This window comes from Sorangium sp. So ce362 (assembly GCF_051519845.1).
GTDB lineage: Bacteria > Myxococcota_A > Polyangia > Polyangiales > Polyangiaceae > Sorangium.
In genome coordinates, this window is the sequence record NZ_CP150332.1 from 7,080,138 (window position 1) to 7,098,205 (window position 18,068).

The 18,068-nt window shown below is 72.7% G+C and carries 13 protein-coding genes and 2 pseudogenes; 7 read left to right on the top strand and 8 right to left on the bottom strand.

Annotated elements, in window-relative coordinates:
* Positions 1 to 227: 227 nt before the first annotated feature.
* The gene (locus WMF17_RS26975) at positions 228 to 4,877 is read right to left on the bottom strand and encodes an nSTAND1 domain-containing NTPase (RefSeq protein ID WP_437644021.1); all 4,650 of its coding nucleotides are present in this window, start codon (positions 4,875 to 4,877) and stop codon (positions 228 to 230) included.
* Positions 4,878 to 5,111: 234 nt separating this feature from the next.
* Between WMF17_RS26975 and WMF17_RS26980 the strand changes: the two genes are divergently transcribed.
* The 3 genes and pseudogenes from WMF17_RS26980 to WMF17_RS26990 all read left to right on the top strand — a co-directional run bounded on the left by WMF17_RS26980 (position 5,112) and on the right by WMF17_RS26990 (position 6,240).
* Positions 5,112 to 5,252, top strand: coding sequence for a hypothetical protein (locus tag WMF17_RS26980; protein ID WP_437644023.1), 141 nt, complete (start codon positions 5,112 to 5,114; stop codon positions 5,250 to 5,252).
* A 107-nt stretch (positions 5,253 to 5,359) separates the two neighbouring features.
* Positions 5,360 to 5,446 (top strand): annotated as a pseudogene (locus WMF17_RS26985) (hypothetical protein); the annotation flags it as partial.
* 71 nt (positions 5,447 to 5,517) lie between these two features.
* Positions 5,518 to 6,240: a sigma 54-interacting transcriptional regulator gene (locus tag WMF17_RS26990; protein ID WP_437644025.1), complete on the top strand. Its 723-nt coding sequence runs from the start codon at positions 5,518 to 5,520 to the stop codon at positions 6,238 to 6,240.
* 719 nt (positions 6,241 to 6,959) lie between these two features.
* Here WMF17_RS26990 and WMF17_RS26995 read toward each other — a convergent pair.
* Together WMF17_RS26995 and WMF17_RS27000 are read right to left on the bottom strand one after the other, a co-directional pair.
* Positions 6,960 to 7,316: an Imm10 family immunity protein gene (locus WMF17_RS26995; protein WP_437644027.1), complete on the bottom strand. Its 357-nt coding sequence runs from the start codon at positions 7,314 to 7,316 to the stop codon at positions 6,960 to 6,962.
* A gap of 1 nt (position 7,317) precedes the next feature.
* Positions 7,318 to 9,225: an RHS repeat-associated core domain-containing protein gene (locus WMF17_RS27000; protein WP_437644028.1), complete on the bottom strand. Its 1,908-nt coding sequence runs from the start codon at positions 9,223 to 9,225 to the stop codon at positions 7,318 to 7,320.
* A gap of 483 nt (positions 9,226 to 9,708) precedes the next feature.
* Between WMF17_RS27000 and WMF17_RS27005 the strand changes: the two genes are divergently transcribed.
* Together WMF17_RS27005 and WMF17_RS27010 are read left to right on the top strand one after the other, a co-directional pair.
* The gene (locus tag WMF17_RS27005; RefSeq protein ID WP_437644030.1) at positions 9,709 to 9,903 is read left to right on the top strand and encodes a hypothetical protein; all 195 of its coding nucleotides are present in this window, start codon (positions 9,709 to 9,711) and stop codon (positions 9,901 to 9,903) included.
* 14 nt (positions 9,904 to 9,917) lie between these two features.
* Entirely contained in the window at positions 9,918 to 11,558 is a 1,641-nt protein-coding gene (locus WMF17_RS27010) for a hypothetical protein (RefSeq protein ID WP_437644032.1), read from the top strand.
* 76 nt (positions 11,559 to 11,634) lie between these two features.
* Here WMF17_RS27010 and WMF17_RS27015 read toward each other — a convergent pair whose 3' ends face one another.
* Positions 11,635 to 12,027: a hypothetical protein gene (locus WMF17_RS27015; protein WP_437644034.1), complete on the bottom strand. Its 393-nt coding sequence runs from the start codon at positions 12,025 to 12,027 to the stop codon at positions 11,635 to 11,637.
* 766 nt (positions 12,028 to 12,793) lie between these two features.
* Here WMF17_RS27015 and WMF17_RS27020 point away from each other — a divergent pair.
* A complete protein-coding gene (locus WMF17_RS27020; protein ID WP_437644036.1) occupies positions 12,794 to 13,153 on the top strand; it encodes a hypothetical protein in 360 nt (119 codons plus the stop codon).
* Positions 13,154 to 13,785: 632 nt separating this feature from the next.
* Positions 13,786 to 14,628: a hypothetical protein gene (locus tag WMF17_RS27025; protein WP_437596040.1), complete on the top strand. Its 843-nt coding sequence runs from the start codon at positions 13,786 to 13,788 to the stop codon at positions 14,626 to 14,628.
* Between the two features lie 153 nt (positions 14,629 to 14,781).
* On the opposite strand, the gene WMF17_RS27030 is transcribed toward WMF17_RS27025, so the two are convergent.
* From WMF17_RS27030 to WMF17_RS27045, 4 genes and pseudogenes are all read right to left on the bottom strand, one after another.
* On the bottom strand, positions 14,782 to 15,036 hold the full coding sequence (locus tag WMF17_RS27030) for a helix-turn-helix domain-containing protein (protein WP_437596041.1): 255 nt from the start codon (positions 15,034 to 15,036) through the stop codon (positions 14,782 to 14,784).
* A gap of 10 nt (positions 15,037 to 15,046) precedes the next feature.
* A pseudogene (locus tag WMF17_RS27035) lies at positions 15,047 to 15,382 on the bottom strand (type II toxin-antitoxin system VapC family toxin); the annotation flags it as partial.
* Entirely contained in the window at positions 15,366 to 15,686 is a 321-nt protein-coding gene (locus WMF17_RS27040; protein ID WP_437596042.1) for a hypothetical protein, read from the bottom strand. The pseudogene WMF17_RS27035 and the gene WMF17_RS27040, both read right to left, overlap by 17 nt.
* Before the next feature lie 186 nt (positions 15,687 to 15,872).
* Positions 15,873 to 17,969, bottom strand: a complete 2,097-nt coding sequence (locus WMF17_RS27045; RefSeq protein ID WP_437644038.1) for a PKD domain-containing protein — start codon at positions 17,967 to 17,969, stop codon at positions 15,873 to 15,875.
* Positions 17,970 to 18,068 lie beyond the last annotated feature (99 nt).

Genomic DNA, 18,068 nt, shown 5'->3' on the forward strand with positions numbered 1-18,068 from the left:
GCGTTCGCGGACCGGATCCAATCCCTTCTGCTCTCTCGCGGCCGCGCAGGTGAGCGCGCTCCCTACAATGTCACGTCCGATGGGCCGAGAGAGAGAGAGCGCGCGCGACAGCGCGCTTCGAGGGCGCGGGCGAGGCGCCCGCCCGCGTGAGCGCGATCGGTGCAGCGGTTCACGAGAGATTCGCGAGAGGTCCCGGGCGCGTGGCGCGGGGGATCGTGCGTTGCGGGTCACGGGGATCCGTGGCGCGCCACGAGCCGCTTGCCCTCGGCCCGCAGGTTCGACACCGCCTCCCCCACCCGCCGGGCCAGGGGCAACCCCCGGGGCACCACGACGCCTGCCGGCCCGCCCACGCGGCCGAACGACCACGAGAGCACCGAGCCCTCGGCGTCCCAGGGCGCGAGCCGCTCGCGGCCGTCCGACGGCATGGCGCCGACGATCTCGCGCCGCACCAGGTCGAGCACGGCGATCCGGTCCGCCGACGAGAGCAGCATCGTCTTGCCGTCGGGCGCGGCGGAGAGGTCCTCCCACTCCGCCCCGCTCACGCCGTCGAGCACCCGCTCGGCGAGGCCGGCGCGGCGGACCAGGACGACGCCCGTCGCGTCCGCGAAGGCCACGTCGCCCGGCAGCGGGCCGTCCGCGATCGCGGTCGCCCGCGGCGTCGCGTACCCGAGCACCCGCACCTCGCCGCGCCGCTCGTCGATGCGCGCCACCGCGCCCGAGCTGAAGGCGAGCCACAGCCCCGGGCCGACGTCGCCGCGCGCGGGGCTCGGGCGCGCCTCGTAGACGTAGCCGTCGGTCACCGCGAGCGTGCGCGACGACAGGTCGCGGAGCGACGTCGCGACGAGGTTGCCGTCGAGCTCCTGCGTGAACAGCGTCCGGCAGGCGGCGTCGACGCCGAGCACGAGCGCGGGCGCCGTCGGCACCGCCTCCACGGTCGCCCCGGTCGCCGCGTCGAACAGCGTCCACACCCCCTCGTCCTTGCGGTACGCCAGGACGCGGCCGTCGTCGCAGGCGCGCAGCAGGTGCCCCCGCTGCGCGGCCGTGCGGCGCCGCGACCCCCCGTCGTAGAGGCGCACCTCGCCGCCGATCTGGAAGGCCACCGCGCCCCCGCTCCGCAGCGCCGCGGCGGCCGAGGCGCTCACCTCGCGGAGCTCCGGCCTGCCCGCGGGGTCGAGCCCCTCGAACCGGAGGAAGCGCTCCGCGGCGGGCGGGCCCGGGCTGAACAGGATGAGGTCGCGCGTGAGCACGCGGCGGTCCGGCAGCCGCCACCCGCCGAGGAGGCCGTGCGGGCCGACGTCGCGCTCGGCGAGGTCGGCCGCGTCGCTGCGCGCGCGCAGCGGCTGCGGCGCGCGCTGGCCGGGCGGCGCCTCGCACGGCGAGCCCTCGGGCGGCGGATCGCCCGGGGCGCGCCCGCCCTTCCGGAGGTAGTGCCAGGCGCTGCCGCCGCTGCCGCAGACGCCCAGATCGAGCCCGCCCGCGTCCCAGCGCGCCGACGCGGGCGCCGGGTCCGTGTCGAGCTCGAGGAGCGGCGCGCCGGGCCGATCGAAGGCGTAGATCGACGTCCTGCTCTGCTGCACGAGCGCGATCGCGGGGTCCCGCGGGCTGAAGCGCCCGAGCACGGCGGGCGCCGCCAGGGTGATCTCGGCGCCCGCGCCGCCGTCCGGCCCCCAGAGCAGCGCCCTGCGCCCGAGCACCGCCGCCACGCGCGCGCCGTCCGGCGAGATGCCGAGCACGTTGCCGCGGAACGGGTGCCTGTCGACCGCACCGGCGCCGCCGCCGCGCCGCATGTCCCAGCGCGCGATCCCGCCGTCGGTCGAGCAGGCGAGGACGGGCGCCGCCTCGGCCGCGTGCACGGCGCTGCTGCACTGCACCGGCGCGACAGCGGCCAGCGCCACGGTGCCGCCCTCCCGCAGCCGGAAGACGCGGACCTCGCCCGTGACCGAGCGCGTCGCCACCGCCGTGTCGAACGCGAACGGCACGCGCTCCACGTGCGGGGCGTCGTGCGGCCGCAGCGCGAGCACGCGCGGCGGCCTGGCGAGCTCGACGCTCTCCGGGTCGACGTCGAGCGCGACGTCGTCGATGACGTCCGGATCGGGCGGGCGCAGGTCGGCGATGAGCAGGGTGCCGCCGGGGCCTCCGGCGACGACCCAGCGGTCGTCCCACGGCAGCGCCGGCCCCACCACGCTGTCGACCGTCAGGAAGTGCGCGCGCGGCAGGCCCATGGCCGCGGTCGCGAGATCGAGCGGCAGCGCCGCGTCGTCCGCGCGCCGCCCGAGGGCCGCGGCGATCCACGCGGCGCGGTGGTACGGGTCCTCGGTGCGGCGCGCCTTGCCGATGAGCTCGGCGAGGTCGGCGCGCTCCTCGGCCGCGCGGCGCGCCGCCTCGGCGCTCGCCTGGCGCGCCGACACCCACCGCTCGGCCACGAACCCCGAGGCGACCGCGAGCCCGAGCGCCGCGACCGCGCCGATCTTCTTGGCACGCTGGACGCGGGCGCGCCGGAGGCTCTCGCGCACGAGGGCCTGCTCGCGCCGCGGCAGCCGCGAGGCGAAGGCGGCGCCCGCGCTCACCTGGTCGAGCAGGTCGCGGCGCAGCAGGAAGTCGGGGCTCTCGCCGGAGCGATCCCACACGTCGGCGGCCTCGCGGAGCCGCTCGAGCAGGATGACCCGCTCCATGTGCCGCGCGCGGGTGGCGGCGAGGTGCGGCCAGCCCGCGACGAGCGCCTCGTGGGCGAGCTCCACGGCCCTGTCGCGGCGGACGAGGAGGCGCGCGCGCTCCAGGGCGCCGAGGATCCGGTCGACCTCGGCGGGCGGGGCGGCGACGGCCTCGACGAGCTCCGCCTCGACCCAGCGGACGCGCGACCCGTCCACGGCGCCGAGGCGGAGCAGCGCCTCGTCGGCGATCGCGCGGTCCTCCGGGGTGAGGGCCGCGATGGCGGCGTCGGCGTGCCGCGCGAGGGCGCCGCGCACGCCGCCGAGCGCCTGCCACGCCTCGCCGCTCAGGACGTCGCGCGCGGTCGTCCACCAGTCGGCGAGGGCGAGCGCCACGAACGACAGCGCGGCGCCGCCGCCCCGGAGCTCGCGCTGCACCTCGGCCTCGACCTGAGCGAGACCGCGCACCTCGGCGCCGGCGAGCTTCGCCGGGCCGGCGACGAGGTCCTTCACGGCGGCGGCGGCGGGCAGCCCGACGTAGCGCAGCGCCGCGCGCAGGCCCTCGCCGGCCGGCGTGGCGAGGAGCGCCGCGGCGCGATCGTCGGCCTCGTCGAGCACGCCGACGAGCCGGAGCCCGCGCCGCGCGTCGCCGGTCGCGAGCGCGCTCACGAGGGCGGCGAGCCGCCCGTCGCCGAGGGGCGCGATCGGGTCGATGACGAGCGCGACCCCGACGGCCGACGTCATGCAGAACCTGGTGAGCGCGGCGAGGTCTGCGGCCTCGAGCTCGGGCGAGACGGCGGCGAGCGCGCGGGCGAGGGCGCCGTCCGGGTCGCCGTCGGGGGTGAGACGCGCCTCGATCCAGTCGTCCTTGTGGTCGGCGTGGCGGCGCGCGAGGTGGGGCACGAGGCCGGCCGAGGCGAGCGAGGTCTTGCCGGCGCCACGCGGCCCCTGGAGGACGAGGCACGGCTCGAACTCGAGCTCGCGCCCGAGGCGCGCGATGTCGTCGTCGCGCCCGAACAGGAGGCCTTCGTCGGCGGCCGACAGGGGGGCGAGCCCCCTGTACGGCCGGTCCGGGACGCCGTGGGGTCGCTCCCAGACCTCGTCGATCAGCTGCTTCAGCCGCCCCGGCGCGACGCGCCTGTGCGCGGGATCGACGGAGAGCAGGCGCTTCAGCAGCGCGAGGAGGCCGCGCGGCAGCCGCGCGGGGTCGCCCGCGAGGTCGCGCATGGCGCCGCGCAGGGTCGCGCTGCGGAGCTCGGTCCACCAGGCGGAGACGCTCGACGGGTCGGAGCAGTCGTCCGGCTCGTCGGGGACGTCGTGCGGGAGGCGTCCGGTCGCGAGCTGCGCGATGCACACGGCGAGCGCGTAGGCGTCGGTGGCGGCGGTGGGCTCGGCCATCTCGAGCACCTCGGGGGCCATGAAGCCCGGCGTGCCGATGACGTTGCGCGCGACGGCGGGGCTGTCCGCGCCGGCGAAGGCGCGGCGGGTGGAGGCGTAGACGTCGCGCTCGGCGAGGAAGGCGGCGGTGCCGAGCTCGCCGCTGCCGGCGCCGCTGCCGCCGTCTCGGCCGCCGCTGCCGCTGCCGTCGCGGCCGCTGCCGCCGCCGATGCTGACGGCCGGGGGCGCGCCGGGGGCGCGCGAGAGGGGGCCGCCGGGCGGGGTGCCTGCGCGCCGCGAGATGCCGAAGTCGAGGACCTTGAGGGTGCCGTCCTGGGTGAGGAACAGGTTGGCGGGCTTGAGGTCGAGGTGGACGACGCCGCGCGCGTGGATGACGTCGAGCGCGCCGGCGATGTCGCGGGCCCAGGCGACGACGCGGCGCCAGGGGACGCGCCCGCGGTAGCGGATCAGGTCGGCGAGGTTCCTGCCCTCGAGGAGCTCCATCGAGACGAACGGGGTCCTCGCGGCGCCGTGGAGGATGCCGGCGGCGTAGATCGTGACGAGCGAGGGGTGCCGGAACGAGGCGAGGAGCTTGGCCTCTTCGGCCCAGTCCGCGGCCTCGGCGAAGTCCGAGACGAGGAGCTTGAGGGCGACCTCGCGGAACGGGGCGCCGTCGGGCAGGAGCTCCTCGGCGCGCCACACGTCGCCGAAGCCGCCGCGGCCGAGCCGGACGCGGAGGCGGTAGCGGCGGTCGAGCGCGTCGCCGGGCATGTGCCCGAGGCCGCCCGGGGGCAGCGGTACGACGCCCGGGTCGCGGGAGGAGCTGCCCTCGTCGACGAGCGTGCGGTCCATCGCAGGACGACGGTATCACCGGCGCGGGGAGAGATGGACGGTCTCGCTGCGCAGCACACCGCCCGGTGCTCCACGCGCGCCCGCGGCGGCTCGCCTGCCTGCGCGTGGACATCGCCAGCCCGGCACGCGACACTGGCGCGGGCGTGGCGGCACCGCGACGGAAGCTCTCGCCAGGGGAGTATCTCGAGGTCTACCCCGACGGCTCGGTCGTCTGCGGCCGCCCCGAGTTCGAGGATGAGCGGCGCGATACGCTCCCTGAACCCGGCCCTCGTGATCGAGGCGCTCTCCGATTCGAGCGAGGCGTACGATCGCGGCGACAAGTTCGGGGCCGCCGGCGCGGCAGAGCGCCTCCCAGGGGGTAGAACGCCCCCGTGACCTCGGATCGTTCAGACCGTCGTTCACCGGCCGGAGATCGCGCTGCGGCCGGGCGCCCGCGCCCTCCCGCGGCGCGGGAGCTCACGGTCTTCGCCGGCGACGCGGTCGTGGTCCACCCGCTGCCGCCGAGCGGCTCGGTCTCGATCGGCCGCGCCGCCGAGAACGACATCTGCATCCACCACGCGTCCGTCTCGCGCCGGCACGCCGTCCTGCACCTCGATCCCCCGCTCCGGATCGAGGATTCGAGTCGGCCGACGGGGGCACGGTGTTCCTCGACGAGGTGGGCGAATTGCCCAGGGCCACCCAGGTCAAGCTGCTGCGCGTGCTCGAGGAGCGCCAGGTGCTCCGCGTCGGCGGCCGGGTCCCGCGCAGCATCGATGTCCGCTTCCTGTCGGCCACCCACCGCGATCTGGAGGCCGAGGTCGCGCGAGAGGCGTTCCGGCAGGACCTGTACTTCCGGCTCGACGGGGTCACGCTCACGATCCCGCCGCTGCGCGAGCGCGCCCTGGACATCGCGCCACTGGTCCAGCTCTTCGCGGCCAAGGCGAGCCAGTCGTTCGAGCGACCGCACGTCCCCGCCGTCTCGGCCGAGGCCCTCTCGTTGCTCGAGCGCTACTCATGGCCCGGCAATATCCGGGAGCTGCGCAACGTGATCGAGCGCGCCGTCATGCTCTGCACCGGCGACACGCTGCTCCCGGAGCACCTGCCGGCCAAGATGACGACCGGCGGCGCGCCCGCGGCCCCCGCGCGGGGCGCCGACGCGGCGTCAGGCGAACCGCGGGAGCCTCTTCCGCCGCGCGGCGCCGCGGCGAGAGAGGCGGAGCCGAGCGAGAAGCAGCGCATCGTCGAGGCGCTCGAGAAGTGCGTGGGGAACCAGACCTACGCGGCGAAGCTGCTGGGGATCTCGCGGAGAACGCTCGTGTCCCGGATCAAGGAATACGGCCTTCCGAGGCCGCGGAAGCCCAGGATGCCGGCGCCGGATACGTGACCGTCTCGACGCGGCCGAGATCGTCGTAGCCCAGCCTGGCCTCCAGCGGCCGAGATCGTCGTAGCCCAGCCTGGCCTCCAGGGGAGCGCGCTCGCCGTCGATGCGGAGCGAGATCGTCTCGATCTGGCTGAAGCGGGTGTAGCCGTACGTCTTTTCCCCGTCGTGGCTCGTGAGCGCGTGGAGCTCGCCGATGCCGTTCGCCGCGGCATCCCAGGTCCACGTGGTCGTCAGGCGCTTGACGCCGTCCTGGCCCACGCGCGTGTCGGGTCGGCCGAGCGGGTCATAGTCCCACGTGGTCTCGCGTCCGAGCGCATCGGCCTGTGACATCAGCTCGCCGAAGCCGTCGTGGACCGGGACCGTCGTGCCCCGATCGGGGTCGTCGAGATGCCGGACGCGACCGAACGCGTCGCGCGTCGTGCGCGTCACCGCGCCGCCTGGATCGGTGACCGTGTGCAGCATGCCGAACGGGCCGTAACTATACGGTCCGCGTCGGTGATGGTCTTGATGCGCCCCAGCGGAGCCTCCTCGACCAAGGTCACGTGATCGAGCGGGTCGGTGACACACACGCGGAAGCCATCGTGCTCCGTCGTCGTGACCGCGCTTCACAGCGTCGTATGGCGCACTTCGCGACCTACCGCATCGTACTCGTAACGATCGTACAGGATCGCGCTCTCCGGGGTAACTTCCCTTGAACACCTGGTCATAGCCGCTCGGGTGCCTCAGCCCAGAACCCTTTCGAGACCATCCTTGAGATCCGTTCGACTCTCGGGCGCGAAATCGACCACGAACCCGCCCTCGACGCCAAGGGACTCAGCAGCCTTTGCGTCGAGTAAGATTTTTAGCGAGCTTTGTGTCAGAGCCCAAGACATGACGCCGCCGTAGTGCGTCGCTCCTTCCTCCGTACACAGGCAGTACGTATCTAGTCCGAGCCGCCGGTCCTGCTCGTCTGATGACAAGGGCCTCTGAATCTCCAGCCGCGCCCCGCTGCCGTCGGCGTGCTCAGCCAGTATCACCACAAACGCGTTAATATCTGGACACTCCGCTGATGCCAGCGCCTTCGCCTCGAATCTGCGCATGTTACCGTCCTCCCGCCGTCCAGCGCTGGCTCTCCCAGAAGTAGTGGATCTCCGCTCCCGACGACGATGCCGTATTCCTCATTGCGCCCTTGCATGAGGGGCAAGGAGGGTACTGTCCCTGGATGATCATCGTGTCGCCAGCCTGAAGCGGAATTCGCATAGCACGCGCCTCTGCATGTGTCACCAACGATGATCTTGGGAAACCTAGGGCAGCTTCTTCAGCGGTCATTCCGCCGCTCGACAAGGTGTCGGCGAATGTAACATGTCCGCGTCGGTAGACCGTCACATCGGCGACGTGGGGCGGCCGCCCAGAACCGAATGCTGCCCCCCTTGCGGCTCCCGCCGCAGCTGCCGACCCCTCCGCGAGCGCCCCGATCCCTCTTCCCGCACCGAACACCGTCGCCGCGCCGAGGACGATCGTCTTCACGCCCGCCGCGCCCGCTGCCCGATAGTCGCCCCCGCCGATGGCGAGGGCCGTGTCGGCCCCGTTCCGTGCGACCTGGTAGAGCGGGTTGACGGCATTGATCGCGCCGAGGACGCCGGCTTCGTGGTAGCCGTCCCACATCGCGTGGCCGAGCTCGTAGGCGCCGTAACCACCAAACGTCATCGCATTCAGGACCAGCGATTGCGCGAGGCCGAGCGCCAGCTCGCCCGTCCCCTCGGCGGCGCCGAGCAAGCTCTCGCCGACCAGCCTGGCGGGGCTCGTGGCCTCCGTCGACGACAGCGCCGGCTGGGGCACGAAGCCCGAGCTGGTCCCAACCACGCTGACGTCGATCGGCGGCAGGGCGCCGCCCGTCTCGGCAGCCATGGTGTTTGGTTCGGCGTCGGAGCGCGCCTCTTGCTCCGAGGATGGGAGGACCAGCTCGATTTCGATCGGCGGCAGACCGAGCTCGTCCGAAGTGAACTCCGCGCCGGCCGGCAGCGGTGAGCGAGCCCCGTCCTCCGGAAGCGCTCCCTGAAAGCCGCTCGGATCCACGAAGTTGAGCGGGCTGTTGAGCACGTAGCTGTACGGATTCCAGCTCTGCCCGAAGAACGGGAAGGAAACGATCGGATCGGTCGTCAAGAACCGTCCGATCCTGGGATCGTAGATCCTGCCCTTCATGTTCACGAGCCCGAGCTCGTCATCGCTCTCGTGCCCCGTGAACCCCTGCGTCGTCTCGCTGGAGAACGACGCAGGCGGGCGCTCCCCCCACACGGGGTTCCTGCGCTGCCCGAACGGGTCGTAGCTCCGCCGCTCGATCACGTCGCCGTCCTCGTCGGTGAGCGCATCGACCGAGCCGAGGTGATCGACATGCACGTACCGCGTGCCGTCATCCGAGCCTCCCCGGGTCACGATCGCCACCACGCGCTCCGGCGAGTGGACGTGGTACCGATGCTCTACGGTGCCCGACGCCGCCTCGGTGACCCGCTCGTAGAGATCGCCGAAGTAGAGCGTCTCCTTGTCCGGCGTGGTCTTGCGGATCCGCTGCTGGTCGCCGTCGTACGCGAACGTGATGGTGCTCGTGCCCTGCGTGATGCGCTCCGGGAGGTCGAACGGCGTATACCGCACCGTCGTGCCGCCGGGGCGCGCGATCTGATTTCCGACAGCGTCGTAGCCAAAGGTGCCCGTGAAGAGCTCTGTGCTGGTAGCGGCGTGCGGGTGCAACGGGTCGTCGTACGTGAGCGTGCCGACGTCCGACTTGAAGGTGAGATTGCCGTTCAGCGCGTAGTCGTAGCGGAGCGCGCAGGGCGCCGACGCGCTCTCGACCTCGCCGAAGTACGCGCAGGTCAGCCGGTGGATCGCGTCGTACCGGAAGCGCTCCGTCGTGTTCTGGGGCTGGAGCGCGTCGGTGCGGTGGGTGAGATTCAGGCGATCGTCGTAACCATAGTCCAGGTCTTGCACCTCGCCCGCGCCGCTCTGCGTCACCATGTGCCTCAGGCGCTGCTTGTCGGCGAGGTAGCTCCGCTCCGTGACCGCGCCATTTCTTCTTGGATCCGGGCCGGCACATGGTGCGGGCCCGAGCTCCCGGCCGCGAAGACGGGCTCCATTTCGTCGGCGCCGTGGCCGGCGCGGAGCACGAGATCGCGATGAAACTGCCGCACAAGTCGACGAGCGACGCCAAGGAGGGCGCGCCGGCGCCGCCGAACGAAGCGCGGCAAGCCCCGAGCTCCCCGGCGGCTGCGCGCACGGGGCCTCCCAGCCCATGGGCTTCCTGGCCGGGGACGGCGCGGATCGGCGGCATTGCGGTGACGACGGCCACGGCGGCGGCCGGTGCGGTCTTCCTCCTGCGCGCTCACGTCGCCCACGGCGACCTGCGCGAGGGAGACCTCGCGCGCCGCGCGCGGGGCTGGACGTCGCACACCTGCCGGGAAGCCAGCGCCCCCCCCGGCATGCACCGACATTCACGACCAGGTGAACGAGCGGGACCTGTTCGCCACCCTCGGCAAGGTGTCGCTGGTGACGAGCGCCGTGTTCGGCGTGGCGACGGCGGCCTCCTTTTTCACCGAGGTCGCCGTCTTCGGTGCCGGGCCGAAAGCCACGGGGATCCGCGTCGTACCCATGACAACGAGCGAACGGGCAGGGGCGCTCATCGAGGGAGCCTGGTGAGGCGGAGGCGCGTCATGCGTTCTAGATCCATGGGTCGCGGTCGAGGTGTCCTCCGTTCGCTGGCGCCCATCGCGTTCGGCCTGGCCGGCGCGGCCGGCAACACGGGGTGCTACTCGGACAACTGCGCGGACGACTACCTGTGCGAGGTTCCACCGCCGGAGCCGTCTCCTTGTGATGGGAATCCGACGACGGCGATGGCGCTCGACATGTGCGGCGTGTTCGTCAGCGAGGAGGGCAACGACGACAGCCCCGGCACGAAGGACGCGCCGGTGAGGACGCTGCAACGCGCGGTCGGCCTCGCCGCGCACGTTCGACGCAACGGCCAAGCGCCGACCCGGCGCGTGTACGCGTGCGGCGGGTTGTTCGAGGAGGCCATCTCGCTCCCCCAGGGTGTCGACCTCTGGGGCGGCCGTCTGTGTGCCGGCGACGACTGGTCCTATGGAGGGCCGCTCGACGGGCCGAGCCCGTTGACCGTCATCGCGCCGCCCGTGGGGATCCCGGTGCGGGTCCTCGCGGGCGAAGCCGCGGTCCTCGCGGGGGAAGACGCGACGTCGGTGATCTTCGGCGTGCGCGCCGTGGCGGCCGACGCCTCCGCGAGCGATGGCAAATCGTCGATCGCGATGATCCTGGAGCATGGGGCCAGGGCGATCGTGCGGTCGAGCGTGGTGCTCGCAGGCGACGGCAAGGACGGAGAGCCGGGCGAGGACGCGCCGAGCTTCCGCGCGAAGGCCGGCGTGGTTGGGAACGACGGCGCCGACGCCTGCACCGCGGACGCGGCGCGGGGCGCCCTTCCGGTCGTGACCGTGTGCGGCGACGGCATCGAGTCGGCGGGTGGCGAGGGGGGCGATGGAGGCCTCGAGACGGGCGGCGACGGGACGTCAGGATTACCGGAACCGGTTGGGAATCCGGACAACATTGGCCTGGCTGGCGGTGGCGCGTCCGGCATGCCGTGCACCGATGGGCAGGACGGAGCAGCGGGCGCCCCTGCAGAGCGCGCTGCCGGAGCGGTGGACGCCGGCCTCCTGAGCGTCGACGGATGGGTCGGCGTCCGCCGGAAGGACGGGAAGCCGGGCGGCGTCGGCCAGGGCGGTGGCGGGGGTGGTGGCGGCAAAGGGCGCGGCCTCATGAACGCATGTCCGACCGGTCGGCCCCAGGGCGGTGCGGCCGGCGGATCGGGGGGCAGCGGCGGCTGTGGGGGCAAGGGGGGCCAGGGTGGCGACCACGGCGGCGCGAGCATCGCGATTGTGGCATTGCAGGGGAGCGCCCTCACGGTCGAGGACAGCACGGTCCTCGGGGCCAAGGGCGGCAAGGGCGGCGTCGGCGGAACGGGCCAGTGGGGAGGCGCTGGCGCCGGCCCCGGTCGAGGCGGACGCGCTCTTGTGACCGGCACGGCGCTAGGGTGCCGCGGCGGCTTTGGCGGCCACGGCGGCCGCGGCGGCGATGCCGGCGGCGGGCTTGGGGGCCACTCGCTCGGCATCGGCTCGGTGGGCGCCTCCGTGGCGCTTTTGGAGGATGCGACGGTCTTGCCCGGACAGGCCGGCAAGGGGGGCCTCGGCGGCAATTCATCCACGGAAACCACGTCCGGCGAGGGAGACGATGGGATTGCGCGGTTCTGGCACAGGTTCGATGCACCCGATCCGGATCCGCCTCAATGAACCGCCCCGTGCTGGCGCCACACGTCAGGAGATGCACATGAGGAAGGCCACTGCCGCTACCCTGTTCCTTCTGTTGTCACCGTGGGCCACCGGCTGTGGAACTGTGCCCGACGTGAACGACCCTGGCGTGACGCCTTGTGAAGGCACCTCGTGTGCCGACGAGCCGCCCCCGGAGTCGGTCTGCGTCGAGCACGTCGCCGCCGACATCCTCGACGACGGTTGCGGCGTGTTCGTCGCCGGAGCCTTTGGTGGGGGCGACGATGGGAACCCCGGCACCAAGGCGAAGCCGGTGTACACCGTCGAGCTCGCCGTCGAGCTCGCGCGCACTGGACCAGGGCGCGTGTTCCTCTGCAATGACGAATTCGATGTAGAAGAATACATCACGCTGCCCTCCGGCGTGGATCTCCTCGGGGGCTTCGACTGCCGGCGATGGGATCGCGCCCCCCAGACCCTGCGGACCAGGTTTCATCGCTCTTGGACCGTCGAGCCCATGGTGATGGTCGTGCCCGCGGGCCCCGGGGACACGGGGGCCGCGGACGGGGTATCGATGCTCGCCGATCTCGACCTCCGGACGTCTAGCCCGCTCGGCGTGCTCGTCCAGTCCAACACGGTGGTGGAGATCCTGCGGAGCGAGATCGGCGCAGGCGGCACACTGGAAGCCATCGCCGGCGAGAACTGGCCTCAGTACAGCCCGCCGGACGGACCGGATGGCATGTTCGGTGGAGACGCGTGCTCGGCAGCCGTCGTCGCCGGCGGACCTGCACCCGTGAACCGGTGCGAGAGCGGGCACACGAGCATCGGCGGCAAGGGAGGGGACGGGCGGTCCGACAGCGCCGAGGATGGAGGCGACGGTGAGCCCGCTTCAGGGCGGGACCCTTCGCCCTCAGGGGTCGGTGGCACCGCGGAGCAGGACAACGCCGATTGCTACGTCGGATCCGACGGGGGCCCGGGGGCTCCGGGGACGCAGGGGGGGGGCGCCCGGCAAGGGCATCGGGCGCCTCACCGAGACAGGATGGGAGGGCGACACGGGGGGCGAGGGCAGCTGGGGCACGCCGGGCCAGGGCGGCGGCGGCGGCGGCGGTCGCCGGGGCGGGCTTGCCGTGTGCGGCATGGCCTCCAAGGGAGGCGCCGGCGGAGGCTCAGGCGGGGCCGGCGGTTGCGGAGGTCGCGGGGGCCGCGGGGGAGCGAACGGACATCCGACCATCGGCCTCCTCGCGCTTCACGCCCGGGTGACCGTGCGCGACAGCGTGATCACGACGGTCACCGGCGGCTATGGCGGCGACGGCGGGCCCCCCCAGGAAGGCGGCCGAGGCGGCCGAGGCGCACCGGGCGGAGCGCTGGGGGATGGATTCTCCGCCTGTTTCGGCGGCCGGGGCGGCCAAGGAGGGCCCGGCGGCTACGGCGGCCCGGGGCGCGGCGGCGACTCGATCGGCATTGCCTACCTCGACGAGGACCAGCTCACGCTCGAGGGCGTCACCTTCGAGATCGGACGGCCGGGCATGGGCGGCACCAGCTGGAACTACGATGGCAGCACGACGGTGGGAGAGAGCGGCACCTCCGTCGAGACGCTGCGGTTCCCCGAGTCGTTGGAATGAACCCCACGGGTCGAGCAGGCGCGCGCTGGCGATCGAACGCTCGCGCGCGCCGCGCTCTCAGCACCCCCGAGCATCACGACCTGGTCCGACGCTCCATTTCAGCCTCCCTGCCAGGTCACGATCTGGCCGGGCGCTCCTTTCCGGCCCTGCGGCAAGATCACGACCTGGCCAGGCACTCCTTTCCGGCCCTGTGGCAAGGTCACGACCTGGCCAGGCGCTCGCTTCCAGCCCCCCGGCAAGGTCACGACCTGGCCAGGCGCTCGCTTCCAGCCCCCCGGCAAGATCGCGACCTGGCCAGGCGCTCGTTTTCAGCCCCCCGGCAAGGTCGCGTCCTCGCCTGGCGCTCCTTTTCAGCCCTCCGACAAGGTCGCCTCCCACCCGAGAGGCTCCCCGGAACCCGCCGGCCTGGCCAGGATCTGGCCGTCACTTCAAAATTATGCTCCGCGCCAGATCGCGACCTCCGCCATACGTCCGTCATGGACGACCTGCAAAGGCACGCCGCCCCACGGCCTCCAGCATCGCGACCAAAACCTGCTTCGAGGCCAGCGCACGCAGAAAGAGCATTGACACGCTTGCCCCTTTGAAGATGTCCTTGCGGGACACGTTTTGCCCCGAATCAGGAGGTTGATGCGATGTTGAAGCACCTGATGATCGAAGAGATGGTCGCGCTGCTGGCTCCCTGGGTCGAGAACGCGCAGCGGAAGCGGCTGTTCCTCTCGATCCCGGAGATCGCCGGTCTGCACCCCAGGGTGGTCGAGGCGCATGAGACCGTGCTCGCGGTGCGCCCCGCCAAGACCGCTGGTTCGCCCAGGATGGTCGAGCTCACCCAGGAGCTCGCCGTGGTCGATACGCGCCACGACCACCTCGCCAAGGCGGTGTCGTGGGGCATCGACGCGCATCGCGAGCACTGCCTCGCCGGGGAGCCGCCGGACGCCGAGCGCGCCGCCGCCTGTGATCAGGTGCAAGGCAAGCTGTTCCCGAGCGGGCTCAGCATCATCAAGGCGTCGCCAACGGCGGAGTCGGGCAACACCGCGCGGATCGCCCGGCTCCTCGACGAGGAGCCGGCCATCGCCGAGTTCCTGAAGGGGATCCCTGCCGCAGGCAAGACAACGCTGCTCCACACGACGCAGCGGTGGATCAAGGCCGGCAAGGAGCTCTCGGCGATCGAGCACGAGCGGGACGCGCTCGCCGCCAAGGAGAAGACCGCGCCCGTGCCGAACGCGACCATCCTCTCGGCGCGCAGCAAGTGGTTGCGGGTCGTCTCCGCGGTGCTCTCCAACCTGGACCTCTCCGATGCGCCGGCCGAGGCCATCGAGACGATCCGCGGCCCCGTGCTGAAGGCGTCGGAGCGCGCCGGCAAGCGGTACGCCGGCGTCGGGCCGAGCGAGACCGCCGTCGAGGAGCCGCCGGCCCCGGCGGCTCCTGCGGCGCCCAGCGAGGTCGACGCGGCCGGGAGCGATGCCCTCGGCGGCTGAGCTGTCCTGCCCGTGACGCGGGCCGACAGGCCGCGGAAGGCAAGGGGACGCGCCCCGCCCTCTCCGCGCCCCGCCCTCTCCGCGCCCGCCCTCGCCCCGCCGCAGATCGTCGAGCAACGTCTCCACTATCCCCCGGCGCGCGCCGCGCCCCGCTCACTCGTCGCGGAAGCCGAGCCCGAACCGGTCGATGCGCCGCTTGATCATGACCCGGGTGATCCCGAGCTGCCGCGCCGCCTCGGACAGGTTGCCGCGCGCCGCCTTCAGCGCCTCCTCGATGAGCCGCCGCTCCGTCGAATCGAGCGCCTGTCCCTGGCCGAGCGGTTCGCGGCGCTCGATTCGACGGAGCGGCGGCCACCGAGAGCCGCGTGAAGTCCCGTTCGTTGAACGTGAGCAGTACCCCCGCGTCAACTGCCTCCGCCGTCGCCAGATGGATCGCGTCGAAGATCGCGCCCGACCGGAGTCCTTTGGAGGCACAGCGCTCGACAGCCTTCATCTGGATCTGCACGGTCAGCGACACCACCTCGAATCGGTCCAAGAGGTCGCGGATCGCCTCCCAGGCTACGAACGGGGAAATGGGCGGAGACACGGGGAGCTTCGTCAGGTCCGACCACGGCTCGCTGAGCGCGTGCACGCTCACCACGCCATCGATTGCTCCTTCGGACACCGCGCTCAGCCACACGATGGCGCGCGGATGGTCCCGGTGCGAGGCGACCAGGGCCGCGGTGAGCACCGACGTGTCAAAGGCGACCTTCACCGGAGCCCTTCAAGAGCGAGTCGATACGTTCGTCGCGTGCTGAGCGATGATCGGGGATGTCCTCGGAGGCGATCTCGCCGTCGAACACGAGAAACCCGTGCCGCCGCACGAACCGTGGATCCAATCCTGCCTCGCTCGCCCCCGAGTCGCGTGCCTCGGCGCTGTTCGGCTCCGGATCGGCGCGGAGCCTCTCGCGAAGCAACCGCGAGGCTTCTTTCTCCGGGGTCGTGCCCAGCCGTTTGGCCCGGAGCTCAAGTTTCTCCATGACTTCCGGTTCCAGGTTGTCCAGAACGAGCTGCGCCATAGGTCCTCCGGCGTTTGCAGCCGCAGTCTACCTGATCCGCGCTCCGCTGCTCCTCCGGCCGGACGCGCTGCGCTCGAGCGCGATCCGGGCCGCCGTCGCGGTCGACGGCGGCCCGCCTCACGTCGCGCGCGGCGCCCGGAGGCCCCGCGCGCGCCAGGAGCCGCGCGTCAGCCGGTCACGATCCGCTCACAGGCTCATGCAGAGCGTGAGCTGACCCGGCCACTCGATCAGCACGTCGGAGCAGCCGGCGCCCCCGAGCATCGGGGCAAGCTGGAACGGGCCCGATCCGTTGCAATCAGCAGAGTCCATGCCCCAGTCCTGGAGCTCGGTCGACTGATCGCGGTGCGCGATGCAGCAGTTGTCCGACGGCTGGTGCTTGTACGTCTTGCCCACGAACCCGGGCGCGATGCGGCTCAGCGCGCCCTGCGGGGCCAGCGTGTAGCCGGCGTCGCACGCGCCCCCCGAGCCGTCCAGGTAATAGCAGTGCCCGTCGAGCTCGACCTCGGTCGCCGGATCGCACAGGCCGATGTGGCAGGGCGCGCAGGGGCCGCCGCAATCGACGCCCGTCTCGCCCTGGTTCTGGAGGCCATCGTGGCACGTGGGGGCGGCGCCGCCCTCGCCCGAGCACACGACGGAGATCGTCTGGCTCGGCGCCAAGCAGGTCTCGCCGGCCACGCCGCCCCAGTTCTCGTTGCCGATGCACGGCCGCGCTGTGTACCCGCTGGTGCACGCGCACTGCGCGCCGTCCGCGGTGATCTCGAGCACCTCGGAGGTGGGGCCGCAGCCCGCCCCGACGACCCAGGTCCGGCCGTCGCACGCGATCGGCTCCGTCGGCGTCCCGTTGTGGAGCGCCTGGCAGAGCGTGTTCGCCGCCGCGCCCGTGCAGGTCACCCCCTCCGGGTCCTGGCTGCCCCGGATCGTGACGGCCGAGTACTCGCCCGTGAGCGACGCGCGGAACGCGTCCCAGGCGCCGCACTGCTCGGAGGACGGCTGGCCCTGCGTGAACTCCTCCGAGAACTCGACCGTGGTGCCGGTGCAGGGCGCGCAGGGGCCGCCGCAGTCGACGCCCGTCTCGCCCTGGTTCTGGAGGCCGTCGTCGCACGTGGGGGCGGTGCCGCCCTCGCCCCCGCACACGACGGAGATCGTCTGGCTCGGCGCGAAGCAGGTGTCGCCGCCCACGCCGCCCCAGTTCTCGTTGCCGATGCACGGCCGCGCGGTGTACCCGCTGGTGCACGCGCACTGCGCGCCGTCCGCGGTGATCTCGACCACCTCGGAGGTGGGGCCGCAGCCCGTCCCGACGACCCAGCTCCGGCCGTCGCACTCGATTGGCCCCGTCTGCGTCCCATCGTGGAGCGCCTGACAGAGCAGATTCGCCGCCGCGCCCGTGCAGGTCACCCCGCCGGGGTCCTGGCTGCCCCGGATCGTGACGAACGAGTACTCGCCCGTGAGCGACGCGCGGAACGCGTCCCAGGCGCCGCACTGCTCGCTCGACGACTGGTCCTGCGTGAACTCCTCCGAGAACTCGACCGTTGTGCCGGGGGTGCCGCAGTCCGCGGAGACGTGGATGGGGAAGGTCAGCGAGGAGCTCCCGCCCAAGGGGTCCGTCGCCCTCACCCTCACGGTGACATCACCCGGGCCGTCCGGGGTGAACGTCGCGGCGTTGCCGTCGCCCGTGATCGAGCCGGCGCCGGCGGCCAGCTCCCACGTGTAGAAGATCGCGTCGCCGTCGGGATCCTCCGCGACCGCGGTGATCGTGGCCGTTTCGCACCGGGTGATGAACTTGCTCGGCGCGATGTCGAGGTCCTGGAACGCCGGCGGGTCGTTCAGCGCGACGACCGTGTCGAGCCCGCCGTTGCCCGCCCCGAGGCACTGGGACACGAGGAAGAGCTCGGTCGTGGCCTCGGAGATGACGGTCGCGATCCCCTCGGTGGGCCCGCACTCCAGGGAGGGTCCGGCGTTGCCCATCGGCGTCGCGCAGACGCGGTAATCGCCGGGCGGCACCACGAACAGGCCGTCGGCGCCGGCGTGGGTCCCCGCGCCCGGGGGGAGCGCCCCGCCGGGGAGCGCTTCTTCTTCGAGGGGGCTCGTGGTCTCCGCGATGGCGGAGTCGCTGCACCGGCTGCTCGCGTTGACGACCTTGTAGTGGACGGCGGTGACGTCGTGTCGCGCGCCGCCGACGGTGAGCGCCGCCTGGATAGATCCGTTCGCCGCTGATTCTCTTGCTGTGGAACCCCCCTTGTCCGCGTCGCACGCGGAAGCTCCCAGTGCCAGTGCAATGACCATCGATCCGCACGCGCATGCGCGTGCATCAAACCGCTGTGCCATGGCCTCTCCTTGTCCAAGGATGATCGACTTAAGACGAGCACCGCAGTCCCAACGGGG

What these genes read in the sequence shown, in the direction of transcription:
- WMF17_RS26975 (WP_437644021.1), bottom strand. Translation starts at nt 4,877, where the DNA reads ATGGACCGCACGCTCGTCGACGAGGGCAGCTCCTCCCGCGACCCGGGC.
- WMF17_RS26980 (WP_437644023.1), top strand. Translation starts at nt 5,112, where the DNA reads ATGAGCGGCGCGATACGCTCCCTGAACCCGGCCCTCGTGATCGAGGCG.
- WMF17_RS26995 (WP_437644027.1), bottom strand. Translation starts at nt 7,316, where the DNA reads ATGCGCAGATTCGAGGCGAAGGCGCTGGCATCAGCGGAGTGTCCAGAT.
- WMF17_RS27000 (WP_437644028.1), bottom strand. Translation starts at nt 9,225, where the DNA reads ATGGTGACGCAGAGCGGCGCGGGCGAGGTGCAAGACCTGGACTATGGT.
- WMF17_RS27010 (WP_437644032.1), top strand. Translation starts at nt 9,918, where the DNA reads ATGCGTTCTAGATCCATGGGTCGCGGTCGAGGTGTCCTCCGTTCGCTG.
- WMF17_RS27015 (WP_437644034.1), bottom strand. Translation starts at nt 12,027, where the DNA reads ATGAAACCTGGTCCGCAGGGTCTGGGGGGCGCGATCCCATCGCCGGCA.
- WMF17_RS27025 (WP_437596040.1), top strand. Translation starts at nt 13,786, where the DNA reads ATGTTGAAGCACCTGATGATCGAAGAGATGGTCGCGCTGCTGGCTCCC.
- WMF17_RS27040 (WP_437596042.1), bottom strand. Translation starts at nt 15,686, where the DNA reads ATGGCGCAGCTCGTTCTGGACAACCTGGAACCGGAAGTCATGGAGAAA.
- WMF17_RS27045 (WP_437644038.1), bottom strand. Translation starts at nt 17,969, where the DNA reads ATGGTCATTGCACTGGCACTGGGAGCTTCCGCGTGCGACGCGGACAAG.